The organism is Nocardia alba NBRC 108234, from assembly GCF_001612665.1.
Taxonomy (GTDB): domain Bacteria; phylum Actinomycetota; class Actinomycetes; order Mycobacteriales; family Mycobacteriaceae; genus Nocardia; species Nocardia alba.
The window spans coordinates 195,932-222,242 of the sequence record NZ_BDAX01000002.1 but is presented as its reverse complement, the minus strand read 5'-3'; the positions used below and the strand labels follow the sequence as shown (position 1 = coordinate 222,242).

At 67.9% G+C, this 26,311-nt stretch carries 25 protein-coding genes; 13 read left to right on the top strand and 12 right to left on the bottom strand.

Translation table 11 applies throughout. From position 1 onward, the window contains the following. Positions 1–107: 107 nt before the first annotated feature. From NA12_RS02730 to NA12_RS02680, 11 genes are all read left to right on the top strand, one after another. Complete coding sequence (locus tag NA12_RS02730) at positions 108–1,556, top strand: S8 family serine peptidase (RefSeq protein WP_084472434.1); 1,449 nt, start codon at positions 108–110, stop codon at positions 1,554–1,556. 7 nt (positions 1,557–1,563) lie between these two features. Next, a complete protein-coding gene (locus NA12_RS02725; protein ID WP_067445600.1) occupies positions 1,564–2,181 on the top strand; it encodes a maltokinase N-terminal cap-like domain-containing protein in 618 nt (205 codons plus the stop codon). A 70-nt stretch (positions 2,182–2,251) separates the two neighbouring features. Next, a complete protein-coding gene (locus tag NA12_RS02720; RefSeq protein ID WP_067447368.1) occupies positions 2,252–3,457 on the top strand; it encodes a GNAT family N-acetyltransferase in 1,206 nt (401 codons plus the stop codon). A 61-nt stretch (positions 3,458–3,518) separates the two neighbouring features. Beyond that, positions 3,519–3,962: a P-loop NTPase family protein gene (locus tag NA12_RS34920; protein ID WP_067445597.1), complete on the top strand. Its 444-nt coding sequence runs from the start codon at positions 3,519–3,521 to the stop codon at positions 3,960–3,962. Then, positions 3,959–4,546: a DUF308 domain-containing protein gene (locus NA12_RS02710; RefSeq protein WP_067445594.1), complete on the top strand. Its 588-nt coding sequence runs from the start codon at positions 3,959–3,961 to the stop codon at positions 4,544–4,546. The genes NA12_RS34920 and NA12_RS02710 overlap by 4 nt, the downstream gene beginning before the upstream one ends. 220 nt (positions 4,547–4,766) lie before the next feature. After that, positions 4,767–6,191: a three-helix bundle dimerization domain-containing protein gene (locus tag NA12_RS02705; RefSeq protein WP_243654887.1), complete on the top strand. Its 1,425-nt coding sequence runs from the start codon at positions 4,767–4,769 to the stop codon at positions 6,189–6,191. A gap of 192 nt (positions 6,192–6,383) precedes the next feature. After that, positions 6,384–6,584: a hypothetical protein gene (locus tag NA12_RS02700; RefSeq protein ID WP_067445591.1), complete on the top strand. Its 201-nt coding sequence runs from the start codon at positions 6,384–6,386 to the stop codon at positions 6,582–6,584. A gap of 49 nt (positions 6,585–6,633) precedes the next feature. Continuing rightward, complete coding sequence (locus tag NA12_RS02695) at positions 6,634–6,969, top strand: hypothetical protein (protein WP_132369841.1); 336 nt, start codon at positions 6,634–6,636, stop codon at positions 6,967–6,969. A gap of 225 nt (positions 6,970–7,194) precedes the next feature. Next, positions 7,195–8,022, top strand: a complete 828-nt coding sequence (locus NA12_RS02690; protein WP_067445586.1) for an alpha/beta fold hydrolase — start codon at positions 7,195–7,197, stop codon at positions 8,020–8,022. 46 nt (positions 8,023–8,068) lie between these two features. Then, positions 8,069–8,497: a nitroreductase family deazaflavin-dependent oxidoreductase gene (locus NA12_RS02685; protein ID WP_067445582.1), complete on the top strand. Its 429-nt coding sequence runs from the start codon at positions 8,069–8,071 to the stop codon at positions 8,495–8,497. Between the two features lie 108 nt (positions 8,498–8,605). Continuing rightward, a complete protein-coding gene (locus tag NA12_RS02680) occupies positions 8,606–9,712 on the top strand; it encodes a serine hydrolase domain-containing protein (protein WP_067447363.1) in 1,107 nt (368 codons plus the stop codon). A 40-nt stretch (positions 9,713–9,752) separates the two neighbouring features. Here the strand turns inward: NA12_RS02680 and NA12_RS02675 are convergent, their stop codons facing one another. Then, on the bottom strand, positions 9,753–10,748 hold the full coding sequence (locus NA12_RS02675; RefSeq protein WP_067445578.1) for a saccharopine dehydrogenase family protein: 996 nt from the start codon (positions 10,746–10,748) through the stop codon (positions 9,753–9,755). Between the two features lie 79 nt (positions 10,749–10,827). On the opposite strand from NA12_RS02675, the gene NA12_RS02670 reads away from it, so the two are divergent. After that, positions 10,828–11,418, top strand: coding sequence for a TetR/AcrR family transcriptional regulator (locus NA12_RS02670; RefSeq protein WP_067445575.1), 591 nt, complete (start codon positions 10,828–10,830; stop codon positions 11,416–11,418). A 108-nt stretch (positions 11,419–11,526) separates the two neighbouring features. Next, positions 11,527–12,072, top strand: a complete 546-nt coding sequence (locus tag NA12_RS02665) for a GNAT family N-acetyltransferase (protein ID WP_243654886.1) — start codon at positions 11,527–11,529, stop codon at positions 12,070–12,072. 49 nt (positions 12,073–12,121) lie between these two features. Here NA12_RS02665 and NA12_RS02660 read toward each other — a convergent pair whose 3' ends face one another. The 11 genes from NA12_RS02660 to nuoE form a co-directional block, all read right to left on the bottom strand. After that, a complete protein-coding gene (locus NA12_RS02660) occupies positions 12,122–13,009 on the bottom strand; it encodes a class I SAM-dependent methyltransferase (RefSeq protein ID WP_067445572.1) in 888 nt (295 codons plus the stop codon). Between the two features lie 142 nt (positions 13,010–13,151). Beyond that, entirely contained in the window at positions 13,152–13,790 is a 639-nt protein-coding gene (locus tag NA12_RS02655; RefSeq protein WP_067445570.1) for a class I SAM-dependent methyltransferase, read from the bottom strand. Further along, complete coding sequence (nuoN, locus tag NA12_RS02650) at positions 13,790–15,412, bottom strand: NADH-quinone oxidoreductase subunit NuoN (protein WP_067445567.1); 1,623 nt, start codon at positions 15,410–15,412, stop codon at positions 13,790–13,792. Before nuoN ends, NA12_RS02655 begins: the two co-directional genes overlap by 1 nt. After that, on the bottom strand, positions 15,409–17,031 hold the full coding sequence (locus tag NA12_RS02645) for an NADH-quinone oxidoreductase subunit M (protein WP_067445564.1): 1,623 nt from the start codon (positions 17,029–17,031) through the stop codon (positions 15,409–15,411). The genes nuoN and NA12_RS02645 overlap by 4 nt, the downstream gene beginning before the upstream one ends. Continuing rightward, the gene (nuoL, locus tag NA12_RS02640; RefSeq protein ID WP_067445562.1) at positions 17,028–18,914 is read right to left on the bottom strand and encodes an NADH-quinone oxidoreductase subunit L; all 1,887 of its coding nucleotides are present in this window, start codon (positions 18,912–18,914) and stop codon (positions 17,028–17,030) included. The genes NA12_RS02645 and nuoL overlap by 4 nt, the downstream gene beginning before the upstream one ends. Before the next feature lies 1 nt (position 18,915). Further along, entirely contained in the window at positions 18,916–19,215 is a 300-nt protein-coding gene (gene nuoK, locus NA12_RS02635; protein WP_067445560.1) for an NADH-quinone oxidoreductase subunit NuoK, read from the bottom strand. Next, positions 19,212–20,033, bottom strand: a complete 822-nt coding sequence (locus NA12_RS02630) for an NADH-quinone oxidoreductase subunit J (RefSeq protein ID WP_067445557.1) — start codon at positions 20,031–20,033, stop codon at positions 19,212–19,214. Before NA12_RS02630 ends, nuoK begins: the two co-directional genes overlap by 4 nt. Continuing rightward, a complete protein-coding gene (gene nuoH / locus NA12_RS02625; RefSeq protein ID WP_067445554.1) occupies positions 20,030–21,817 on the bottom strand; it encodes an NADH-quinone oxidoreductase subunit NuoH in 1,788 nt (595 codons plus the stop codon). Before nuoH ends, NA12_RS02630 begins: the two co-directional genes overlap by 4 nt. Beyond that, complete coding sequence (locus NA12_RS02620) at positions 21,810–24,269, bottom strand: NADH-quinone oxidoreductase subunit G (RefSeq protein ID WP_084472306.1); 2,460 nt, start codon at positions 24,267–24,269, stop codon at positions 21,810–21,812. Before NA12_RS02620 ends, nuoH begins: the two co-directional genes overlap by 8 nt. Further along, positions 24,266–25,585, bottom strand: a complete 1,320-nt coding sequence (gene nuoF / locus NA12_RS02615) for an NADH-quinone oxidoreductase subunit NuoF (RefSeq protein ID WP_067447357.1) — start codon at positions 25,583–25,585, stop codon at positions 24,266–24,268. The genes NA12_RS02620 and nuoF overlap by 4 nt, the downstream gene beginning before the upstream one ends. Then, the gene (nuoE, locus tag NA12_RS02610) at positions 25,585–26,301 is read right to left on the bottom strand and encodes an NADH-quinone oxidoreductase subunit NuoE (RefSeq protein WP_067445552.1); all 717 of its coding nucleotides are present in this window, start codon (positions 26,299–26,301) and stop codon (positions 25,585–25,587) included. The genes nuoF and nuoE overlap by 1 nt, the downstream gene beginning before the upstream one ends. Positions 26,302–26,311: the final 10 nt, after the last annotated feature.

Here is a 26,311-nt window from a genome sequence, read left to right as displayed (position 1 = left end):
CCACGAGACCGCTGACCTTTTCGTCGACGTGTTCGCAACGGCGTGTCGCGGAAGCCGGTGTGGCGGAACCACAGCGGGCGGGCGCGGGTCACGGTTCACTGGTAGCCATGGCCTCCACTCGATCCAGCAGACAGCGTCGGCCAGGGGTGCCCGCGTCGTCTGCCGCGCCGGGCGAACTGATCGTCGTCACCACCCCGACCGGCCCGCAGATCACGCCGCTCGCGCTGCGTGCGAACCGATCCGCGCGGACCAGGGTCGATGAACTGTTGCCCGCCGGCGCGCGTCTGGTGCCGATCTTCGGTCCGGACAACCGGCTCGCGGCCCGCGTGGCCGACACACCGCAGGCGCCGGTCGCGGGGGAGTACCTCAGCTACTACTCGGTGCACGGCGAACTGGGCGATCTCGCGGAGCTCGCGCATCGGCTGCGTGAAGACGACACCGTCGCCGCCGCCTACGTGAAACCCGCAGCCGAACCGCCGCTGGCGCCCCACGCGGCGAACGTCGTCGCACCACGAGCGCCCGCTGTGACGCCCGATTTCCGGGTCAGACAGGCCTATCTGGATGCCGCGCCGCACGGGGTCGACGCCGTGTGGGCCCATGCCAGGCCCGGCGGGCTCGGCACCGGCGTGCGGGTGGTCGACGTGGAGGGCGCGTGGCGGTTCACCCACGAGGATCTGCGGCAGAACCAGGGCGGAGTGATCGGCGGCACCACCTCCGCCGACCTGGGTTGGCGCAATCACGGCACCGCTGTCGCCGGCGAGATCAGCGGCGACCTCAATGCGTTCGGTATCACCGGGATCGCGCCCGAGGCCCACATCAGGGCCATCTCCATCTTCGGGATCGGGTCGGCCGCGGCGATCCGCGCGGCGGCCGACGCGGTGGACCCCGGCGACATCCTCCTCATCGAACTGCACCGTCCCGGGCCGCGATTCGACTACCGGGCCACCCCCGATCAGCGCGGCTACATCGCCGTCGAATGGTGGCCCGACGACTTCGCCGCCATTCGATACGCCGTGGGCCGGGGCGTCATCGTGGTCGAGGCGGGCGGCAACGGCGGCGAGAACCTCGACGACGCCGTCTACGACTCGCGCCCCGGTGACTTCCCCGCGAGCTGGCACAACCCGTTCCGCGCGGGCCCCGCCGACTCCGGCGCGATCCTCGTCGGCGCGGGTGCCCCACCGCCGGGTTTGCACGGCCGCGACCACGGACCCGCCCGCTCACGGCTGGACTTCTCCAATCACGGCACCCGCCTCGACGCCCAGGGCTGGGGCCGCGAAGTCACGACGACCGGCTACGGCGACCTGCAGGGCGGTCCCGACGAAGACCTCTGGTACACCGACGAATTCAGCGGCACCTCCAGTGCGTCCCCGATCGTCGTCGGCGCGATCGCCGCCTACCAGGGAGTGCGCGCCACCGGGTCCGCCCGCGCGACCCCCGACGAGATCCGAACCCTGTTGCGCACCACCGGCTCGCCGCAAACCGAAGCCCCTGGTCGTCCGAGCACCCAGCGGATCGGTGCCCTGCCCGACCTGCGCGCCATGATCACGAAAGGCTGACACACCGATGGCTGTCATCCACCAGACCACCGTCATACCGTCCAAGCTCGATCTCGTCGCGGCCTGGTTGCCCAGTCGGCACTGGTATCTGGGCCCGACCCCACGCTTGGCCAAAGCGGGTGGCTTCCGCCTCGATGATCCGGCCGGCGAGGTCGGGATCGAATTCGTCCTGTTCGCTGACGATTGCGGTCCTGACCAGGTGCTGTATCAGGTGCCGATGACCTATCGTGGGGCACCGCTGCCGGGAGCCGAGGCAGCGCTGATCGGCACCGCGGAGCACGGTGTGCTCGGGCGTCGCTGGATCTATGACGGGACCCGCGATCCGGTCGCGATCGGCGCGGTCATCGAGTTGCTGACCGGCCGCACGACCGCTCAGGCTCAGGGGCTCAGCGACTCGACAGACCCGACGGTCGTCGTGACACCGGCCGAACGGTGGTCGGTCGAGGCCGACCTGGGTGAGGCCGTGGACGGCGTCGCGCACACCGATGTGGCGTGGGGGTCGGCTGCGGTGCGATTCCATCGTGTGCCGGTGTCGTTACGGGTCGGCGGGGCCGGTTCGGTTGCCGCGCCCTCGGCCCTTGGCTCGGTTGTCGAGTTGATCAGCGTGCTGACCGACTGGGCGTAGCCCCGCGCACGGGGCCTGCCCGGTCGAAAACCGGATGTGTCGCGACCCGGTGGCGTGGCAGGGTACGAGGATGGCATCGACGAAGAGCGTGTGCGTTCGGGCGGGTACTCCCGCGGACTCGGCTGCGATCACCGGGTTGCAGGAGGCCGGGTTCGGGATGCGGTACGGCAGTGACGAGAGCGAATTCCGGGGCGGGACCTTTCCGGTCGAGCGGTCGCTGGTCGCGGTGGAGGGCGACCGGATCGTCGGGCACACGGTGGATCGGACGATGACGATCACGGTCCCGGGGGATCGAACGGTGCGAGCGTGTGGCGTATCGGGGGTTGCGGTGGCGCCGACGCATCGACGGCGGGGGATTCTGCGTGAGCTCTACCGGGCCCAGCACGCGCGGACCGAGGCCGACGGGTTGCCGTTGACGGTCTTCACCGCCAGCGAGGGCACGATCTACGGGCGGTTCGGCTACGAGGTGGCCGTTCTCGCCACCTCGATCGCCATCGACACGCGACGTGTCGAATTCCGTTCCACCACACCCGATCCCGGCGGCGTCACGTTGGAGACGTTGGCGGACTCCGTTGCGCGTATCCGCGAGATCTATCAGCGCTGGCAGACGGTGACGGCGGGGGCGCAGGTTCGTCCGGATGCCGAGTGGGACCTGTTGTTCGCCGATGTGGAACGTCACCGACAGGGCGCGACAACGCTGTTCGTACTGCTGCACGCCGACGGCTATGCCCTGTATCGACGTTCGCGGCGCGAGAACCGCGATATCGCCTCGGTGCGGGAATTGCGTGCGCTCACCTGCGACGCGCATGCCGCGCTGTGGCGGGTACTGCTCGGCCTGGACCTCGTCGACACCGTGGAAGCCGAGATCGCCGAGGACGATCCGCTCGGCTACCTGCTCACCGATCCGCGCACCGTGCGATTGACTCATCGCGGCGACACCCTGTGGGCGCGGGTCATGGATGTCCCCGCGGCCTTGACCGCCCGCACCTACCGCGCCGACCTCGATACCGTCGTGGCGGTGCACGATCCGTTCCGCGAGGCGGGCGGGAACTTCGCGCTGCGGATCCGTGACGGCATCGCCGAGTGCGAGCCGACGACGCGGTCGCCGATTCTCGCCTTCGATATCAATGTTCTCGGCGGCCTCTACTTCGGTGCCCATCGGGCGAGCACCTTCGCTGCCGCGCACCGGATCACGGTCGAGGATCCGGCGGCGCTGCGCGCGTTCGACGCGGCGTTCACCACCGACCGTGCGCCGCAATTGGGTTGGGCCTTCTGATCCTGCGACCATGGGCGCGTTCGCCTGGTAGCTCGCTCTGCCGGGAGTACCGTAGGTAGCTGTGGATTCGCACGAGGTCGATCCGTCGGTTCGGGTGCGCGGCACCCGGGCCGACAACCTGCGTGGTGGCGACGTGGATATGTCACCGAACGCGCTGGTCGCCCGCGCCGGAACGGCGGGTTGTGGCAGCTCGTCGTCGGTGTGTGGGCCGTCGCGTGCGCAATCACGACGCCGCCGCCGAGAGCCGGTGATGGCGTATGCCCCCGGATTGCTGCGTCGGGTGCGGGCCTGCGACACCGGGCTATTTCCGGCGGACACCGATATCCTGATGGCACAACTGAATTCGCTCGTCGACAACGGTTCCGGGGTGGTCGTGGTCGAACACGACAGGGGGCCGGGCGGTGGCGGGCAGGGAGGCCGGATCGTGGCGCAGGGGGCACCGAAAATGGCAGCGGATAATCCGGTGAGTCGAACATCGCCGTGCTCGGCGGAACGGTCGCTATGACCACCGGCGCGGATCGGACCGACATCGCGACGCTCGTCGCGGGCGGGTGTTCGTTCGTGCTCGGTGTGGCGTTGCTGCTGTGGCCGGGGCGCGATGAATCCACGTTGGCGGTGCTGTTCGGGATCTCGCTGCTCCTGAGCACCGCGGTGCAGCTGTATCTGACGTTCATGGCGCGGATCGCGTTCGTGTTGCGGGTGCTGGTGCTGGTCAGCGCCGGCCTTACGGGGATCTTGGCCGGTCTGGTCTTCCAGGGTGGCAATATCGAACTGCTGGCCCTGTGGATCGGTATCGGCTGGTCGGTGCGCGGCATCGTGCACGCGCTGGTCGCGGTGTCCGACGACAGCGTCGACGACGGCTGGGCGCACGAACTGTGCGGGCTCGCCACCATGGCGATCGGCATCGCGATCATCGCGATCACCTTCCAGACGGTGACCGGGCTGGCCACGATGGCCGGTTCCGGACTGGTGGTGATCGGGGTGATGGAACTGCTCGCCGGTGGGCTCGGGCGGGCGGCGCTGGCGGCGGCACGCGGGACCGCGACACAGCAGCACGCGCCGACCGTTCGGGCAGCGACCGAACGGTAGTTGCGAATCACACACTGCCAGTTGGCTATTCGAGGTTTGCGAGAACTCGCGGACAACACGATGTGGCGGGCAGTCGAGCGAGCGTTGAACTCTGCGTGCACCCTCGCTCACAGCTGGGGTAACTGTGCTGCGCGCCGGTAGCGTGGCCCGCGGCGTGCGCACGGGGAGGGTCCTGTTCGGCGCCGCGTCCGCAGCCCGATTGTGAGCCCAGGAGAATGTGGTGTCGCGCGTAGTCCCCGGCGTAGCCGCCGATACCGTCCAGCGTGAAGAGCTGGCGATGCGGCGGATGACCGAGAGTTTGGTCGAAGACCTGTCCGAGAACGTCCCCGTCGACCAGGTGACGTCGGCGGTCGGCGCCGCGCACCATCGTTTCACCGACAAACCGATCCGGGAGTTCGTGCCGATTCTGGTCGAACGGATCGTGCGTCGCGAACTCGCCGATCCCGACCCGACCGTGCGGGTTCCGGCCCCCACGGCCAGCGTGCGCGCCGCGGAACTGATCGCGCGTGAGTCGAACACGCCGGCGCAACCGTCACCGAAGCGGGCGGTGAGCAGGCGTGCGGTGGTTCCGTTGTCGATCGGTGCGGCGGTGGTCGTCGCCGGTATCGTCGCCGGGGCCGTGCTCCTGCCCGATGGTGCCGAGGCGCCGGCTGCCGCTCCCGCCGCGGCAACGGTGCTGGTGCGCGGGGTGGTGGGGTCGGAGAAGATGGCGTTCTTCGCCGACGAGCGGGTGGCGAAGGTGCTCGCCGACAACGGCATCCGGGTCCAGGCCGAACCTGCCGGTTCGCGCCAGATCGCGACCACCGTCGACCTCGGCGCCGTCGATTTCGCGTTCCCGTCGAGCATTCCGGCTGCCGAACGCATCCAGCGCCAGCGCAATATCACCACCAAGTACACACCGTTCTCGTCACCGATCGCCATCGCCACCTACCGGCCGATCGCGGATCTGCTCACGGCGGCCGGGGTGATCAAGCCCGGCCCGGTCGCGACCTTCGACATGAACAGGTACCTGGAACTAGCCGGGACCGGCGTGCAGTGGGACGACCTACCGGACAACACCACCTACCCGGTCGCCAAGAACATCCTGGTCTCGACCACCGACCCGCGCAGCTCCAATTCCGCGGCGATGTATCTCTCGATCGCCAGCTATGTCGCCAACGACCACACCATCGTGCGCGGCGCCACCGCCGAACAGCACGTGCTGCCGGTGTTGTCGAAACTGTTCCTCGCCCAGGGCTACACCGACAACAGCAGCGACGGACCGTTCAACCAGTACCTCACCAACGGCATGGGCCAGACCCCGCTGGTCTGCATCTACGAGGCGCAGTTCGTCGAAGCCGCGGGAAAGGGCCGGATCAAGCCGGACATGGTACTGACCTATCCCACCCCGACGGTGCTGTCGAGCCACACCCTCGTCCCGTTGACCGCCGCCGGCGACAAGATCGGCAAACTGCTCACCGACAACCCCGAACTGCGCCGTTTGGCCTCCGAACACGGCTTCCGCACCGGTGACACCGCCCAGTTCGCCTCGGTTGCCGCGCAACGTTCGGTGCCCGTGACCGCCGATCTGATCGATGTGGTCGACGTGCCCGCCTACGAGACTCTCGAGCACCTGCTCGACGGGGTCGCCAACTCCTACAACTGACCTGCCGTCCCACCTGGGTGCCGCGCAGCTCATCGCTGTGCGGCATTGGTGTTCGAGCGGCAGGCGTCGCGGGCAGATGGTCTCGAACCGGCGAGTCGGATTCAGGGTTGACACGGGTTCGGCGCACGACTGTACACTGATGTGTTGCCAGGTATCCGAGCTGGCCCGCACTGCGAATGGAGTTCCACCGAGATGGACAAATTCGAACCCGGCCGAGAACTGATCCACGAGCTGTCCGTCGCGGCACGCCGAACCGGTGCCGCACTCGCCGGAATCCTGGGTGACGCGGGACGCAAGAGCGCGCGCGAGGTCGTCGATCTGGCGCACGAAGGGCGCGAACTCGTCGCCGGAACGCTGCGGGCGAGCGCCGACGAACTCCGCCGTCGTCGCTAGCGCGCACCGGCGGCCGCGCCGTGGCGGCGGGTGTCGGTAAAATTCGCGGGTGCCAGATTCTTCCGAGGTAGCCAGGCTCTTCGACCGGCGTCCGCGTCACTGGGGGTCGCCCGCGGACCCGGTGGCGTGGGATGCGGTGCGCGACAGGATGTGCGGTCGGGTGCCACCGGAGACCGCCGCGGAGTTCGTGGCCCTGCTGCGGCAGGAGGTCGGCGTGGTGATCGGCGTCGACATCGACGATGTCGACGCGACGGCGGAGTCCCGCGTGCTGGTCGATGGGCGGCCCGAAGCTGTCGACCTGCCGACGTGGCGCACTGTCGCGCTGCCGCTGCTGACCGTGCGTGCGCGTCAGCTGTACGGGGAGTTGCCCACCGAGCGGCCCTGACGCGGGGCGCGCCTGGCCGTGGATCAGGATCGACCTCGCCAGGGCTCAACCATTCAAGTGCACGAATGTACACTAAAAATATGTCGGCGCCGTCCGACCCCCTGCGCTGAGCAGCCGGCCTGCGAAAATTACTGTTGGAAAAGAATTTTCGTGGCGAGCGATGAGTTCTGTCGGCGCACACCGTCTGAATGAGTGCTACCTGTAGCCGAGATCCGGGAGAGCCTCATGACCGCCAGTTCCGCCGTCACCACCGGCACCCTCGAGGTGCCGGACGCCCGCCTGTACTACGAGGTCCGTGGTGCGGGACCGCTGCTCGTCCTCGTCGGCGCGCCGATGAACGCCGCCTCGTTCGCCGCGGCCGCGCGACAACTCGCCACCACCAACACAGTCCTGACCACCGATCCGCGCGGGCATTTCGCCAGCATCATGGACGACCCGAGCCAGGACTCGACGGTGCTCGCTCGCGCCGCAGACCTCGCCCACCTCATCACCCACCTCGACGCGGGCCCGGCGGTGGTGTTCGGATCCAGCGGTGGCGCGGTCACCGCGCTGGCCCTGGCCCAGACCAACCCCGACCTGGTCACCACCGCCGTCGCCCATGAACCGCCACTACGCGAACTGCTCCCCGACGCCGAAGCCCAGCGCCCACTCTCCGAGGACATCATCGCCACCTACGCCGCCGGCGATGTGCTCGGCGCCTGGCGAAAGTTCTTCGCCCAAAACATGATTCCCGTTCCGGAACCGATTCTCGAACAGATCTTCGGCGGTGACCGCGATCCTCGGCAGGTCGCCAGCGAACGTTTCTGGTTCGCCCATGAACTGCGCCCGACCACGTCCTGGGTACCCGACCCGCCGTTGCTGCGTTCGGTCCCGACCCGGGTGATCATCGGGATCGGCGCCGAGTCCGCCGGTCAGTTCTGCGATCGCACCTCGCGGGAACTGGCGTCGGCGCTCGGCGTCGACCCGGTCCTGTTTCCCGGCGATCACACCGGTTTCGTCAACGATGCCGTCACCTTCGCCGCCCGGCTGCAGGAAGTACTCGACCAGCCGTGAGCGTGGTTACTCGCGCGCACACCGGTCGAGGGAGAAAATGCGGGGTATGAGCGAAGCACAGGACTGGAACAGCAAGATCATCGCCGAGTTCCGCGACAACGATGGACGAGTCGGTGGCCCCTTCGACGGTGCGCCGATGGTGCTGGTGCATCACCGAGGACGGCGCACCGACCGGCAACTGGTATCGCCGATGATGTACTTGGCCGACGAGAGCGACCCGAAGCTCATCTACGTCTTCGCGTCCAAAGCCGGCGCCCCCACCAATCCGGACTGGTACTACAACCTCACCGCGGCGGGCGTGGGCGATGCCGAGGTCGGCACCGAGACCTTTCCGGTTACGGTCACCGAGGTGACCGGCGCCGAACGTGACCGCCTCTACGCCGAGCAGGCGCGACGCTATCCCGGTTTCGCCGAATACGAGGAGAAGACAAAAGGTATCCGCACGATCCCGGTGCTGGCGTTGCGTCGAAACTGATCGCCGGGGCAGGGCGGTCGAATCGCTCTGCCCCGCTACCCCGGACCGAGATGAAGGTAGTACCCCGGTCCCGTGCGTGTGCGTGCCCTGGCTTTCTACCGTTCGGTCATGCGTTTCAGAACCCGTACCGTGCCGATCGTCGCCGCCGCGCTGATCCTGTCCGCCTGCGCGAGCGAGCCCGTCTCCCCGGCCCGGGTCGACAGTGTGCGCGGCGACCTCGACGCGATGGTCGCCGCGGGCGCTGTCGGGGCCCTCGCCACACTCACCGAGCGCCAGACCAGCACTGTTCTCGCCTCCGGCCTCGCCGACGCGACCGCGCGGACCCCGATCCGTACCGATGTCGCCCACCATGTTCGGGTCGGCAGCGTCACCAAGTCCTTCACCGCCGCGATCGTGCTGCAACTGGTGGCCGAGCACCGCGTCGACCTCGACCGCTCCATCGACACCTACCTGCCCGGACTCCTCAGTGGAATAGACGTGGACGGTCGCGCGATCACGGTCCGCCAGATCCTGGGCCACCGCAGCGGTCTGCCCGAGCCCGCCCGATCCCCGGAACTCGACGAACACGAAGCAGCAAAGAACGGCCGCACCTTCACCCCTGCCCAGGAGATCACCCTGGCCCTGGCACAGCCGGCGAAGTTCGCGCCCGGCAGCCGATTCGAGTACACCAATACCAACTACATCGTCGCGGGCCTGCTGATCGAGGCGGTGACCGGGCATCGCTACACCGACGAACTACGCGAACGCATCCTGACCCCGCTCGGTCTGTCGGATACCTACCTGCCCGCCACCGGCGAAACCGGGCTCCGCCCACCGCATCCGACCGGCTACACCACCGTCGACGCGACACTCACCGACACGACGCGCATGGAGCCGTCGGTGCCGTGGGCATCGGGCGCGCTGGTGAGCACCGGTGCCGATGTGAATCGGTTCTTTCTCGCGCTGCTGGCCGGTCAGGTCGTGCCCGGTCCCCAGCTCACGCAGATGCTCGACGGCATCGACATGGGCAATGGTGACGGCATGTCCTACGGACTCGGCCTCGGATACACCCGATTGCCGTGCGGTGCGCGGTATGTCGGCCACATCGGTGGCGTCGCCGGTTTCTCCACGGTAGCGGGCGCCACCCGGTCCGGCCTCGCGGTCACCATCTCGTACACCGGCACAGTGTCGTCTGTCGATCTCGGCGGGATGCTCGCCCACGCGCTGTGCGACTGAAACCGGGTCGCATCGCTCGCTGGGCCGTCGGCTATCGGAGCTATCCTTCTCGATGCCACACGGCACCGATTTCACTCAACCGCGCGACCGCGTAGGCAGGGTCGAGCAGGGCTTCCGGGGTGTGGATTCCCGGTGCGGGACGGTCGCCGCGCAGACCGAGCAGCCGTTCGACGCCGAGCGCGATCCCGAGGGCGGTCAGCGGGCGCTGCCCCTGTGCGTGGACGAGATGCTGTGTGCTGGAGCGCGGTTCGCCGCTTCGGTCGGTTCCGGCGAGATCGATCCGGACCTCGACGGAGGCGGTTTCACCGCGACGCCTGCTCGGGGTCGCGCCGACCGCGAAGTCGACCCGGACGTTCGGTGCGCCGGTGGCAAGGGCCAGGCTCGCCACATCGAGCACCGGGATACTCTGGCCGGGCAGGACGGTGCCGTCGACGGTGCGGACGTCTGCTTGCGCGTCAGCCTCGGCAAGCCAGGTGAAGACGCCGTCGCGACGCACGAGACCCGCCGTCGTGACGGCCGACCAGCGTTCCAGATCGGCGATGCCCGCGGGTCCGCCGGTATCGGTGTCGTCGAGCGCGACGCCGACCCGGACCGTGTCGAGTCGGTCGAACTCACGCGTGGAATCCAGCACGGCGAGGACGATGATTCCCGCCATAAGGTGGCTGGCGACGAGAACCGGTGCCGCGCTGGACCTTTGCGCGCCCGCGACGACCTCAGGGCCGATGTCGAGGAGGCCGCTGGAGACGCTGAGGTAGGGCAGTCCACGGTCCTGTGCGTAGTGCAGACCGTTGAGGCGGTCGTCCCACAGTGTCGCGACGACCGCCGAGTAGTCGGTTTCTGCGAGACCGAGGTCGCGGCGTGACAGATCGATCGTCACCGCGGTGGCGGTGCCGAGTGCGTCCGCGGTCCGTTGCGCCCGGGCGAGATCGCGGCCCGCGATGGTCAACGGCAGGGTCGGATGCCATCGCCGCAACAGCGCGGCAGTATCCGACCCTGCCTGTCCCGACCCGCCCAATATCAATACCGGCTGTTCCATGGTGGGCACCTCTCCGCTAAGTTACAAGTTGTAGGTTACTCGTTGTAGCTAAACTGAGGGCATGGCGCAAGGGAGGACGATGACCCCACGATCGGGCAGATTGGCGAAGCCGGCCAGGCGCGAGCAACTCCTCGACACCGCCTTGACGCTGGTGCGCGAGCACGGCACCGATGGCCTGACCTTGGCCACCCTTGCCGAAGCCGCCGGCGTGAGCAGGCCGATCGTCTACGACCACTTCGGCACCCGCCCCGAACTACTCCTCGCGCTCTACCGCCAACTCGACGAACGCCACCGACTGGCCGCCGAGCAAGCCGCCCGCGACGCCACCCCGACCATCGACCAGATCGCCCGCGTCCTGAGTTCGGCCTACTTCGCCTGCGCCACCGACATGCCCGAATTCGAGGCGATCTCCGCCGCCCTGAAAGGCAACCCGGACGTCAAGGCGATCCAGCACGACATGCTCGACAGCTACCGCGACTGGATGGCGGCCACCCTGCAACCGTTCTCCTCGCACACCCCACCAGCTTTGCGTCTGCGCTGCGTCGGTGTGCTCGGCGCGGCCGAAACACTGGCCATGGAACTGAATCTAGGCACGACGACGACCGACGAGGCGATCTCGGCGCTGACCGATGTGATCGTCGGCAGCGTCGGTGTGCGAATGCGGCGCTGACGACCATCGAGAGACGCGGTCCTGCATGGTCGCGAAACAGTTGGCACAGAACAGAACTGGATTATTTGTGCGCTCACCGGTGCCGTCGGGCCGGTAGCGTCGACACCCGTGCCGAAATTGGTTGTCGACTCGGGGCGCAGGTTGATCGCGCCCGCTGTCGAGCTGTACGAAGCCTGGCTCGACGCGCATGCGGAGTGGGGTCCCGGTGTGCACGAGGACGGTTTCGGCTTGATGCCCGGTGACGACGTCAGTTCGGTGGCGGGATTCGGACTCTGGGTTGCGCGGTTGAACGCGACATCGGCGCAGGGTCGGGACGGGCGTTGCTCGTATCGCTGGATAGTCGAGGACGGTCGCGTGCTCGGCGGGATCGCCTTGCGGCACGGAGACGGTGAGCTTGTGCGCAAGGTCGGGCATATCGGGTACGGGATCCGTCCGTCCGCACGCCGACACGGTGTGGCCACCTGGGCATTGGCGGCGATCATCGCGCAGGCACGCGTGGCCGGGATGGATCGGGTCCTGGTGGTCTGCGCGGCCGGGAATCTCGGGTCGGTGAAGACGATCGAGCGTTGCGGTGGGGTTCTCGAGAGTATCCAGGACACCGAACTCGGTCCGGCGCGCCGGTATTGGATCACGGTTGCTGAGTCACGCGCCTGATCCTGCGTGACACGCTGTTCTCACCCGCCCGAAAACTTATCGGAAGGTCTCAGCGGCTGGCCCGGAGTATGCGGCTGGCGCGCAGTGCCTGTGGCGGTTCGTCCTCGAGTCCGGTAGCACCGTCGAGGTAGCCGGCGATGAGATCTGCGGCCGAGTAGTCCTCGACGTCGGCGAAGCCGAGCGCGCGCAACTGCGCGGCGATGTCCTCGGGTGTGAAGTAGCTGAACCAGGGCTCGCCGATCGTCGCCACCCGATGTGCGCGTTCATGCAGTTGCGCACGATCCTCGTCGGTGTCACCCGGCTGTAGATAGTCGAGAATCACCTCGACCGGCCCGGCTTGACCGGTAACGTAGTCGAGAGTGGTGCGCGCGGTATCCGGAGTCAGGTAGAAGACGACACCGAGCCACACGAACACCGCCGGGTCGGTCCTGGTGAATCCGGCGGACGCCAATCCCGCTGCCAGTGTGTCGGTTTCGAAGTCGACGGGCACGAAGGTCAGACTCGCGGGTTGGTCTATGCCCGCGGCGGCGAGGCGTTCGTGTTTCCACGCTTGGGTAGCGGGATGGTCGACCTCGAACACTCGCAGGCCCGGATGCGGGTTGCGGTAGGCGAAAGTGTCGAGGCCCGCGCCGAGGATCACGACCTGGCGCACACCGGTGGCGACGGCCGCCGCTACCCGGTCCTCGGCGAAGCGGGCGCGGGCTGCGAAGAACAGTCGGCGCGGCCGATCCAAGAACAATCCGCGCGGCCGATCGTGGGCGCCACTGCCGGGAAGATCCTGGGTAGGGTCACCGGATTCGAGCAGTTCAGCGGTGGTGACACCGAGCAGACGTGCCGCCAGCGGATCGGTGAGAATTCGTGGCCGGTCGCCAACCTGATGATAGGCACGCGCGTAAGCGGTGGCGAGCGCTGTCCGACTGGGTCCCGCGTTCTCCATGGTCACGAACCTACTCGTGCACGCGACGTGGGCGCCGTGAACTCAGCCACACCCGACACCTCGGACAACGGGCAACAGTTCGAGACACCACAACGCCCCTTCATCAACGGCCCCGCCATCGCCATGCTGTCGACGACACCCGCTATCGGCGGTCTATTGTGGCCAGCCAGGCCGGGGTGCTGTCGGCGAATCGTGTTCGCAGGAGCTCGGGGGCAACGGAGGCGATACGCCAGGCGGGGTGACCGGCGAAAGGCTCGGTGAGGGCTTGCCTGGTGACCGGGTGCGGTCCGGTGTCGGGTCCGCGATCGCTGAAGCACAACACGAACAGGGTGCCGCCGGAGTCGGTGACCGAGGCCAGGCTCGCCACGTACTCGGTGCGTTCGGACGCGTCGAAGGTGTGGAACAGGCCGCAGTCGAGGACTGTTTCGAAGCGGCGATACAGGCGCTGCAGATGCAGGGCGTCCGCGATCGTGAAGGCCACCTCGATCCCGTGATCGTCGGCTGTTTGCCGGGCGGTGGCCAGCGCCGCCTCAGCCACGTCGACCCCCAGCACGGGCAGCCCGCGGGCAGCGATGAACAGGGCATTGTCGCCGGTACCGCAGCCGACATCGAGAACCGGCCCGCAGAACCCGCCCGCTTCGGCCAGCCGCACCACGGCGGGCTGCGGGGTGCCGATGTCCCAGGGCGCGGGACCGTCGAGGTAGGACGCGTTCCACGGTTGACCGGCCTGGCGTTCGTGACTGGTCGGTGGGCGGGAGTCGGGGCGCGGAATCGGTGGCATCAGCGGATGAACAGGTTGGAGCGGTCAGCGAGGTCGAGAACCGGCTGGGGGAACAGGCCGAGCAGCACGGTGGCGCCCGTGCTGAACGCCACGACCAAGGTGGTGGCGAAGGGTGCGGTCACCGTGGGCGCTTCGGTCGGGGGGTCGGTGAAGAACATCAAGACGATGACCCGGACGTAGAAGAAGGCGGCGATGGCGCTGCAGAGGACACCGATGATGACCAAGGGGGTGTAGCCCGCACCGGAGGCGGCCGCGAAGACCGCGAACTTGCTGACGAATCCGCTGGTGAGCGGCAGGCCGGCGAACGACAGCAGCAGGAAGGCGAAAGCCGAAGCGAGCCACGGTGATCGGCGGCCCAGACCCGCCCACTGGGACAGTGCTGTCGCTTCGTCACCGGAGGCGTCACGCACCAGAGCGACCACCGCGAACGCGCCCACGGTGCCGAGTCCGTAGGCCAGCAGATAGAACAGTACGGCGGCCACCCCGGCGCTGTCGGCGGCGACGACACCGACGAGCAGGAAACCGGCGTGCGCGATCGAGGAGTAGGCCAGCATGCGCTTGACGTCGGTTTGGGTGATCGCCATGATCGCGCCGACGATCATCGTCGCCGCCGCGACCGCGGCGAGTACCGGGCGCCAATCCGGGCCCAGCGCACCCACTCCCACCATCAACACCCGCATCGTCGCTCCGACGGCGGCGATCTTGGTGGCGGCCGCCATGAACGCGGTGATCGGTGTCGGCGCGCCCTGATACACGTCGGGCACCCATGCCTGGAACGGCACCGCGCCGATCTTGAACAGCAACCCGACCGCGAGCATCCCGATGCCGAGCAGGGCAAGGGTGGCGTTCTCCGGCTGTTTGTCCAGTGCCGCACCGATTCCCGGCAACGACACCGTGCCGGTCTGCCCGTAGAGCAGCGCGACACCGTAGAGGAAGAACGCCGAGGAGAACGCACCGAGCAGGAAGTACTTCATCGCCGCCTCTTGCGAGAGCAACCGCCTGCGGCGAGCCAGCCCACACAGCAGATACAGCGGCAGCGACAGCACTTCGAGCGCGATGAACATTGTCAGCAGATCGTTGGACGCGGGAAACAGCAACAGCCCGCCGACCGCGATCATCGTCAGGGGGAACACCTCGGTGGTCGAGACACCCGAGCGCACTGCCGCGAGTTCGTGCGCGCTGCCGGGTACCGCGGAGGCTTGCGGCGTGAACGCGTCGACCCCCCGATCCAGGGCGGCCGCCGCCCGACTCCACGTTCCCGGCCCGCTGCGGGCCCGTGGCACCGCACCGCGCTCGGCGATCAGCAACAGACCCAGCAGCGAGACCAGCAGGATCGTGCCCTGCAGGAACAGTGTGACCCCGTCGACGGCGACCGCTCCCATCACCGCGGTGCCCTTGGATCCGGCGAGCAGCACCACAGCCACCAGCGCGCCGGCCACACCGGCCACACTGAGCGCCACCTGTGTCGGATACCGGTAGAGCCGTGGCACGAACGCTTCGACGAGCACACCCACCACACCGACCGCGAACACGATCAGCATCGGGGCGAGCAGGTGGTATTCGATGCTCGGCGCGGGCGCGATGGCCGCGAGCTCGGTGATGGTCACGGAGTCCGTCCTCATTTGTGGCCGCCCGCGGGCGGGGTGGCCGCACCAGCTTCGGGAGCGGGGACCGTCGGAGCGGGATCGTGCTTACCGATCGTCGAGAGGGTGTGCCCCACCGCGGGATCCACCAGATCCAGGATCGGTTTGGGATAGAACCCGAGCACCAGTAGCGCGATCAGCAGGGGCACCACCACGGCCAGCTCACGCGGCACCAGGTCGCGCAGGTGCTCATTGCCTTTCGTCAGCGGTCCGGTCATCAACCGCTGATACAGCCACAGCACATAGATCGCCGCCAAGACCAGGGCGCCGGTCGCGATCACCGCGGCCACCTGGTACTTCGGGAAAGTACCGATGAGGACGAGGAATTCGCTGACGAACGGGGCGAGACCGGGCAGTGAGAGGGTGGCCAGGCCCGCGATGAAGAAGGTGCCCGCCAGCACCGGCGCGACCTTCTGCACGCCGCCGTACTCGGCGATCATCCTGGTGCCGCGCCGCGACACGAGGAATCCGGCGATGAGAAACAGTGCGGCCGTGGACAATCCGTGGTTGACCATATACAGCGTGGCCCCGGATTGGGACTGGCTGGTCATGGCGAAGATGCCGAGGATGATGAACCCGAAATGCGAGATCGAGGTGTAGGCGATCAGGCGCATCACATCGGTTTGGCCGATCGCGAGCAACGCGCCGTAGAGAATGCCGATCACGGCCAGGGTGATCACCAAGGGCGCGAAGGTGTCCGATGCCAGCGGGAACAGCAGCAGACAGTAGCGCAGCATGCCGAAGGTGCCGACCTTGTCGACCACCGCCATCATGAGCACCGCGCTGGACGGGGTGGCCGAGACCGCGGCGTCGGGCAGCCACGTGTGCAGTGGCCACAGCGGCGCTTTCACGGCGAAGGCGAACATGAATCCGAGGAACAGCGCGTTGAGAACCGCGGTGCTGCCCCCGAGCTCACCGCTGTTGGCCGCGGCGACCACGACACGCAGGTCGAAGGTGCCCGCCGATCCTTCGCCGAGGCCCGCCTGCGCGGTGAGCACGTACAGCCCGATCACCGCGACGAGCATGATCAGCCCACCGAAGAGGTTGTAGAGCAAGAACTTCACGGCCGCGCGGGAACGTTGGGCGCGGACCGCGGCGTCGGTGGTGCGGGTGCCGAATCCGCCGATGAGGAAGTACATCGGGATCAGCATCGCTTCGAAGAATACGTAGAACAGCAGGATGTCGAGGGCCAGGAACGAGATGAGGACCATCGACTCGACCAGCAGCATGAGCGCCATGTAGATGTGGGCGCTCTTGCGGCCGTCGCCGGTGGCGGTGTCGTCGTGCCAGCCCGCCAGGATCAGCAAGGGCACCAGCACCGCGGTCAGCAGCACCAGCGCGGTGGCGATGCCGTCCAGGCCGAGGGTGTACCCGACGCCGAACGCCGGAATCCACTCGTGGGATTCGACGAACTGGTACTGGGCCCCGCCGGGCTGGAACCGCACCGCGAGGACAACGGCCAGGGCGAGCACGCCGATGGAGACCGCGAACGCGATGACCCGCGCCACCGTGCGGCGCGCGGCGGGCACCGCGAGCACCACACCCGCACCGATCGTGGGGGCGAGCCAGAGTGTCGTCAGCCAGGGAAACGAGTTCACCAGAACCTCACCGCCAGCAGGGCGGCGGCCACCAGGGCCGCGCCGGTGAACATGGACAGGGCGTAGGAGCGCACGAAACCGGTCTGCACCTTGCGGATTCGCGCCGACAGCCCACCGATCCCGGCGGCCGTGCCGTTGACGATCCCGTCGACACCCTTCGCGTCGAGGAACACCAGCGCCCGTGTGAGGTGGCGACCGGGGCGTTCGAACACGGTTTCGTTGATCTTGTCGCCGTAGAGATCGGCACGTGCGGCTCCGGTCAGCCCGCTGACGGGCGTCGGCGCGACCTCGGGGATCGGGCTCTCGGCGTACTTGCGGTAGGCCACGGCGACACCGATGGCGACCGCGGTCAACGCCAAACCGGTGACCACCGCCGCGGGAATCACGGGCTCCGCGTGATGAGATCCGACGACGGGTTCGAGCCAGTTCACCAGCGACGAGCCCCACACGAACAGGCCACCGGCGAAGACCGATCCGAACGCGAGCAGGATCATCGGCCCGGTCATCACCGCGGGTGACTCGTGCGGGTGGGTGTCGGGCTGCCAGCGGCGCTCGCCGAAGAAGGTCATCAGCATGACGCGAGTCATGTAGAACGCGGTGAGCGCGGCACCGACGAGGGTGACCGCCCCGAGCAGGATTCCGGTGGATCCACCGTGATCGAAGGCCGCCTCGATGATCTTGTCCTTGGAGAAGAACCCGGACAGCGGTGGTACTCCGATGATGGCGAGATAACCGAGGCCGAAGGTGATGAACGTGATCGGCATGAGTGTGCGCAGGCCGCCGTAGCGGCGCATATCCGTTTCGTCGTTCATCGCGTGCATCACCGAGCCGGCGCCGAGGAACAGTCCGGCCTTGAAGAAGCCGTGGGTGAGCAGGTGCATGATCGCGAACGCGTAGCCGGCCGGGCCGAGGCCGACGGCCAGGATCATGTAGCCGATCTGGCTCATCGTCGAGGCCGCGAGGGCCTTCTTGATGTCGTCCTTGGCACAGCCGATGATGGCGCCGAACAGCAATGTCACCGCGCCGACGGCGAGCACCGCCGTGCGCGCGTTCGGCGCGAGGTCGTAGATCGGGTTGGCGCGGGCGATCAGGTACACACCAGCGGTGACCATGGTGGCGGCGTGGATGAGCGCCGAGACCGGGGTGGGGCCCTCCATCGCGTCGCCGAGCCACGACTGCAGCGGCACCTGCGCGGATTTGCCGCAGGCGGCCAGCAACAGCAGCAGGCCGATCGCGGTAAGGGTGGTTTCGCTCGCGCCCGGGGTCGCCGCGAACACGGTGCGGAAATCGAAGGAACCGAATGCCGTGAACATGACCATCATCGCGATGGCCAAGCCCATATCGCCGACCCGGTTCACCACGAACGCCTTCTTGGCCGCTGTCGCGGCCGAGGGCTTCTGGTACCAGAAGCCGATCAGCAGGTAGGACGCCAGGCCCACGCCTTCCCAGCCCAGGTACAGCACGAGGAAGTTGTCGGCCAGCACCAGCACGAGCATCGCGGCCAGGAACAGGTTCAGATAGCCGAAGAACCGGCGCTTGTCCGGATCGTGGCTCATGTAGCCGATCGAGTAGAGGTGGATCAGCGATCCGACACCGGTGATCAGCAGCGCGAAGCAGATCGACAGCTGGTCCAGTTGCAGGCTGAATCCGACCTGTAGGTCGCCGACGGGCACCCAGTTGAACAGTTCCTTGTGCACGGCGCGGTCGGCGTCGGCGCGGCCGAGCATTCCGAAGAACGCGACAGCGGCGACGACGAATGACGACAGCGCCGCCGTCGTGGCCAGGTACGGGCCCCAGCGGTCGGTGAGGTGGCCGAACAGGAGCAGCACGATCGCGCCCGCGAGCGGGAGGGCGGGCAGCAGCCACAGCGTTGCGGTTCCCATGTCAGAACTTCAGCAGACTGGCGTCGTCGACCGAGGTCGAGCGGCGGGCACGGAAGATGGTCATGATGATGGCGAGACCGACGACGACCTCGGCCGCGGCGACCACCATGGTGAAGAACGCGATCACCTGACCGTCGAGGTTGCCGTGCAGCCGGGCGAAGGTCACGAACGCCAGATTCACCGCGTTGAGCATCAACTCCACGCACATGAACACGATGATCGCGTTGCGGCGCAACAACACTCCCGCGGCGCCGATGGTGAACAGCAGCGCAGACAGGAACAGGTAGTTCTGGGGGTTCACCGCTTGCCTTCCTCGTCGGCCGTCGGGTTGTCGTCGCGGACCGTGTCGACCGAGAGCACTGCGGCTTCGGTGTGGGCGCGGTTGCGGCGGTGACGCAGGATCGTGCTTACCGAGAGTTCGGCGAAGGAACCGTCGGGAAGCTGGGCGGGACTGTCGACGGCGTTGTGCCGCGCGTAAACGCCTGGGGTGGGAAGGGGCGTGGCCCGTTCGCCGGCCGTGCGGAAACGATCACGCGACATTTCCCGCTGGCCCCGCTTCGGGGTGAACTGTTCGCGGTGGGCCAGCACCATCGCACCGATCGTGGCGGTGATCAGCAGTGCGCCGGTGAGTTCGAACGCCCACACGTAGCGCAGGAAGATCAACTCGGCGAGTTCGCCGATCACGTCACGGTCGCCGAATCCGCGGCCGGGGAAGCTGGTTGCGTTGTCGCGCAGGGCTGCGCTGATGCCGCCGATGAACAGCAATCCGAAGCCGAGCCCGACGATCGCGGCGGCGACGCGCTGGCCGCGCAAGGTTTCGCGCAGCGATTCGGCGGAGTCGACGCCGACGAGCATCAGGACGAACAGGAACAGCATCATCACCGCACCCGTGTACACCACGATCTGCACGACGCCGAGGAACAGCGCACCCTGCGCGATGTAGAACACGGCGAGCGCGATCATGGTGGCGGCCAGGCACATCGCCGAATGCACGGCCTTGGCCGCGGTCACCATCCCGAGTGCGCCGAGCACCGCGATCGGGGCGAGCACCCAGAACAACACGCCTTCGCCCGTGGAGGTGTTGGTGACTTCGGCGGCCAGCACGTGTGCGGTGCTCATCGCAGTACCTCCTGATCCGACGGTGCCGGGCCGACCCGGCCCAGGTAGTAGTCGGCCGCGTCGGTACCCGGCGCCATCGGGTGCGGCGCGGGAGTCATGCCCGGCTGCATCGGGGCAAGCAACTGGTCCTTCTCGTAGATGAGGTCGGCGCGGTTGTCGTCGGTCAGTTCGTATTCGTTGGTCATCGTCAGCGCGCGTGTGGGGCAGGCTTCGATGCACAGGCCGCAGCCGATGCAGCGCAGGTAGTTGATCTGGTAGACGCGGCCGTACCTTTCACCAGGGGAGAAGCGTTGCTCCTCGGTGTTGTCGGCGCCTTCGACGAAGATGGCGTCGGCCGGGCACGCCCACGCGCACAGTTCGCAGCCGATGCATTTCTCGAGTCCGTCGTCGTAGCGGTTGAGCTGGTGGCGGCCGTGATAGCGCGGCGCGGTCGGCACCTTCTGCTCGGGGTAGGACTCGGTATTGGGCTTCTTGAACATGGTGGCCGCGGTGACCGCGAAACCGGCGAGCGGGTCGAACAACCCGAACTCGGGCTGGTCGTTCGCGGGGCGGGCCGGCATCGGTGGCACCGGGAAACCGAGGAACACCGACGAGGTCGACGGTTCCTGCGGCGGCAACGGCGGTAGTCCCTTGCTGCGGCCCGCGCGCAGGAACATCGCGATCATGGCGGCGGTGATCACCAGCCCCACACCGACCAGGATGAAGTTCTGGCCGGGGATGCCTTCGAGGTCGAGTACCCGTGCGGTGGCCACGACCATCACCCACACCAGCGAGGTGGGGATGAGCAGTTTCCAGCCGAGGTTCATGAACTGGTCGTAGCGCAGTCGGGGCAGGGTGCCGCGCAGCCAGACGAACACGAACAGGAACGTCCACACCTTGAGGGTGAACCACAGCAGCGGCCACCAACCGGAGTTCGCGCCCTCCCACAGGCTGATCGGGAACGGGGCCCGCCAGCCGCCGAGAAACAGCGTCGTCGCCAGCGCGGACACCGTGGCCATGTTCACGTATTCGGCGAGCATGAACATCGCGAACTTCAGCGACGAGTACTCGGTGTGGAAACCACCGACCAGTTCACCTTCGGCTTCGGGCAGGTCGAAGGGCGCCCGGTTGGTCTCGCCGACCATCGACACGCAGTAGATCAGGAACGAGGGCAGCAGCAGGAACACATACCAGGTGCCTTCCTGTGCGCTCACGATCTGCGAGGTCGCCATGGTGCCCGACAGCAGGAACACGGTGGCGAAGGTCAGCGCCATCGCGATCTCGTAGGAGATGACCTGCGCGGTCGAGCGCAGGCCGCCGAGCAGCGGATAGGTCGAACCCGACGACCAGCCGGCGAGCACGATGCCGTACACGCCGATGGAGGTGATGGCGAGGATGTAGAGCACGGCGACCGGCATGTCGGTGAGCTGCAACGCGGTGTGCGTCCCGAAGATCGAGACCTCCGGGCCCATCGGGATCACCGCGAAGGCCATGAACGCCGGGATCACCGAGATGATCGGGGCGAGCACGAAAATCGGCTTGTCGACGATCGCCGGGATGATGTCTTCTTTGAGCGCCATCTTCACGCCGTCGGCGACCGACTGGAGCATGCCGCCGGGGCCGATCCGGTTGGGCCCGACTCGCATCTGCATCCACGCCACGACTTTGCGTTCGGCGTACACCGCGATCAACGGCACCAACATCAGATAGATGAACACGCCGAGCGCCTTGACCACCACCAGCCACAGTGGGTCGGTGCCGAAGACCGGTCCGGCGTCGGCCGCGAGAAGCACTCGATCACTCATGGCGGTGTTCCTTCATCCTGTCGTCGGCGCGACGCAGGCGCACGACGGCGCCGGGTGTCACGCCGAGTTCGGCGGCGACCGTCGAACCGGGCGAGTGCAGCGGCAGCCACACCACCCGGTCGGGCAGGTCCGTGATCATCAGCGGCACCGAGATCTCGCCGCGGTCGGTGTAGACGATGACGTGATCGGCTTCGTCGGCTTCGATCTCGGCGGCGGTCGCGGCCGAGAGCCGTGCGACCGGCGGACGGGCGACGCCGGCGAGATTCGGTTCACCGTCTTGCATGCGGCCCGCGTCGAGCAGCATCCGCCATCCGGCGAGCACGGCCATCCCGGGCCCTGGCACGGGGCGAGTTTGGCTGGTCAGCTCCGGGGCGGGGATGGGCGCACCGTTCCAGACGCCGAGCCCGTCGAGTTCGACGCGGGCGGCGGCCGGGTCGGGCAGGTCGATCGGGACGCCCATCTGCCCGGCCAGTGAGTGCAGCACCCGCAGGTCCGACAGGGGCGCGGCGACGCGGCGGGTGGTGTCGAGTGCGGCCGCGGTGAACGGGCGCGCACGACCCTCCCAGGTGCGGAAGGTGCCCGACTTCTCCATCGCCGTCGCCACCGGGAAGACGACGTCGGCGCGTTCGGTGACGGCGCTGTGCCGCATTTCGAGGCTGACGACGAACCGGGCGGCGTCGATGGCGGCCAGTGCGGCGGCCGGGTCGGGCAGGTCGGCCGGGTCGACGCCGCCGATCACCAGCGCACCCAGATGGGCGGCGCCTGCCAGGATCGCGGTGGTGTCGCGCCCGACGGTGACGGGCAGTTCAGCGGCCTGCCACCGGTGTCGAACCTGTTGGCGTGCGGCAGGATCCACGACCGGTCTGCCGCCGGGCAGCAAACTGGGCAGCGCACCCGCCTCCAGCGCGCCACGTTCGCCCGCACGACGGGGCACCCAGGCCAGTGCGGCGCCGGTGGCATCGGCCAGGCGGGTCACCGCCGACAACGCGCCGGGGCTGCCCGCGAGCCGTTCACCCGCCATGATCACCGCGCCGGGCGTGTTCAGCATCGCCATGAGGTCGGCCGCGTCGGCGGATGTCTCGGCCATGATCGAGGTGATCACGTCGGCTTCACCGCAGGGCGGGGTTCGGATGAGCGCGCCTGACATGCGTTCGAGGCCACGGGAAGCGAACGGCGCCATTGACACCACCCGTTGGCCGCGGGTCCGGACGGCCTTGCGCAGCCGCAGGTAGACGATGGGCGATTCCTCTTCCGGTTCGAAACCGACCAGCAGCACGACGTGGGCTCGGTCGAGCGCGGCGAAGTCGACCCCGACGCCGCGGCCGGCGACGCGGGCGGCGAGGAAGCGTTCTTCCTCCTCCGAATGCACCCGGGCGCGGAAATCGATGTCGTTGGTGGCCAGGACCATACGCGCGAACTTGCTGTACGCGTACGCCTCTTCCTCGGTGACGCGGCCGCCGACGAGCACTCCGGCATTGCCGATCGCGGCGCTCAGGCCCGCGGCGGCGGCGGTGAGAGCCTCGGGCCAGGAGACCGGGGTGAGCACGCCGTCCCAGCCACGCACCATCGGCGTGGTGAGGCGGTCGCGTTCGGTGGCGTAGGCGAAAGCCCAGCGGCCCTTGTCACAGTTCCATTCCTCGTTGACCTGGGGGTCGTCACCGGCCAAGCGGCGCAACACTTTTCCGCGACGGTGATCGGTGCGTTGCGCGCACCCCGAGGCGCAGTGCTCGCACACGCTCGGGGTGGAGACCAGGTCGAACGGGCGGGCCCGGAAACGATAGGAGCTACCCGTGAGCGCGCCGACGGGACAGATCTGGACGGTGTTGCCGGAGAAATAGGAGTCGAGGGGTTCGGCCTGGGCGATGCCGACCTGTTGCAGCGCGCCACGATCCATCAGTTCGATGAACGGGTCACCGGCGACCTGCTGGGAGAATCGGGTGCACCGCGCGCACAGCACGCACCGCTCCCGATCCAGCAGCACCGCCGTGGACAGCGGGATCGGCTTCGGGTAGGTCCGTTTCTCGCCGTCGAAGCGGGATTCGGCGCTGCCGGTGGACATCGCCTGGTTCTGCAACGGGCACTCGCCGCCCTTGTCGCAGACCGGGCAATCCAGCGGGTGGTTGATGAGCAGCAACTCCATCACCCCGCGCTGGGCCTTCTCGGCGACCGGAGAGCTGATCTGGGTGCGCACGATCATGCCGTCGGCGACCGGGATCGTGCAGGAGGCCACCGGCTTTCGCTGCCCTTCGACCTCGACGAGGCACTGACGGCAGGCGCCGACCGGGTCGAGCAGGGGATGATCGCAGAAGCGGGGGATCTGCACGCCGATCAGTTCGGCGGCACGGATCAGCAAGGTGCCCACGGGAACTTCGATCGTGGTGTCGTCGATGGTGACACTCACCATGTCGGCGGGCACCACGTCACTGTTGCTACCTGGCGCGATGGCTGTCATCGGTCCTCTTTCGCTGGTGCCCACACGGTCGAGGCGGCCGGGTCGAACGGGCAGCCACCGAGTCGCTGATGTGCGAGGTACTCCTCGCGGAAGTACCTCAGCGAGGAGAAGATCGGGCTGGCCGCGCCGTCACCGAGCGCGCAGAACGATTTGCCGTTGATGTTGTCGGCGATATCGGCGAGCTTGTCCAGGTCGGCTTCGGTCCCATGACCCGCCTCGAGTCGGCGCAGCAACTGCACGAGCCAGTAGGTGCCTTCACGGCACGGTGTGCATTTACCGCACGATTCGTGGGCGTAGAACTCGGTCCAGCGCAGAACCGCCCGCACCACGCAGGTGGTGTCGTCGAAGATCTGTAAGGCCTTGGTGCCCAACATGGAGCCGGCGGCGGCGACGCCCTCGTAGTCGAGGGCGACGTCGAGGTGTTCGTCGGTGAACATCGGGGTGGAGGAACCGCCCGGGGTCCAGAACTTGAGGGTGTGCCCGGCACGGACGCCGCCCGCGTAATCGAGCAACTCGCGCAGCGTGATGCCGAGCGGGGCCTCGTACTGACCGGGACGGGCGACATGGCCCGATAGGGAGTACAGGGTGAAGCCGGGTGACTTCTCGCTGCCCATCGCACGGAACCATTCGGTGCCGTTGCGCAGGATCGCGGGCACGCTGGCAATGGATTCCACGTTGTTCACGACCGTCGGGCACGCGTACAGGCCCGCGACGGCAGGGAACGGCGGACGAAGGCGGGGTTGCCCGCGCCTGCCTTCGAGGGAGTCGAGCAGTGCGGTTTCCTCACCGCAGATATAGGCGCCCGCACCGGCGTGCACGATCAGGTCCAGGTCGAAACCCGAGCCGAGGATGTTGTGCCCGAGCAAGCCCGCCGCGTAGGCCTCGGCGACGGCGGCTTGCAGTCGGCGCAGTACCGGCACCACCTCGCCGCGCACGTAGATGAACGCGGTCGCCGCCCGGATCGCGTAGGCGGCGATCACGATGCCTTCGATGAGGGTATGCGGGGTGGCCAGCATCAACGGGATGTCTTTGCAGGTACCGGGTTCGGATTCGTCGGCGTTGACGACGAGATAGTGCGGTTTCGTAGTGCCGTCGGGGCCGGGCCCCTGCGGGATGAACGACCACTTCATCCCGGTGGGAAAGCCGGCGCCGCCACGACCACGCAGGCCCGCGTCCTTGACGGTGTGGATCACCTCGTCGGGTGTCTTGCGCAAGGCCGCACGTAGTCCGTCGTAGCCACCGGTCGCGCGGTAGCTTTCCAGGGTCCAGGATCTCGGGGCGGCCCAGTGTTCGCTGAGGACCGGGGTGAGCGACATCATCGCGGGCCCCCTGCCGAGTCCTCTTGCGCGGCAGCGATTTCGAGTCCTGCCAACGTGGGAGCGCCCGGTGAACCTTCGAGGGCGCCGGGCCGCTCGTCGGGGAATCCGGCGAGGATGCGGGCGGTCTCGCGGAACGTGCACAGCGGTGCGCCACGGGTCGGGCGGACCTGGTGGCCCGCCCGCAGGGCGTCGGCGATCGCGACCGCCGATTCGGGCGTCTGATTGTCGAAGAACTCCCAGTTCACCATCATGACCGGGGCGTAGTCGCAAGCGGCGTTGCATTCGATGTGTTCGAGTGTGATGGTGCCGTCGGGTGTGGTTTCGCCGTGCCCGACCTCGAGATGTCGTTGTAGTGCCTCGTAGATGGCGTCGCCGCCGAGGACCGCGCAGAGCGTGTTGGTGCACACTCCGACGTGGTAGTCACCGGTGGGGGTGCGCCGGTACATCGAATAGAACGTGGCGACCGCGGTCACCTCGGCGCCGGTGAGGTTCAGGTGGTCGGCGCAGAAGTCGATGCCGGTGCCGGTGATGTAACCCTCCTCGGCTTGCACCAGGTGCAGCAAGGGGAGCAGGGCGGAGCGGGGGTGTGGGTAGCGGCTGATGATCTGCTTGGCATCGAGTTCGAGGCGTTCGCGCACATGTGGCGAATACGGCTCGGGACGGGTGCTGAGGCTCAGGAGAATCGGTGCGCTGGCCGAGTTGTCGATTGTCATCTGTCCACTC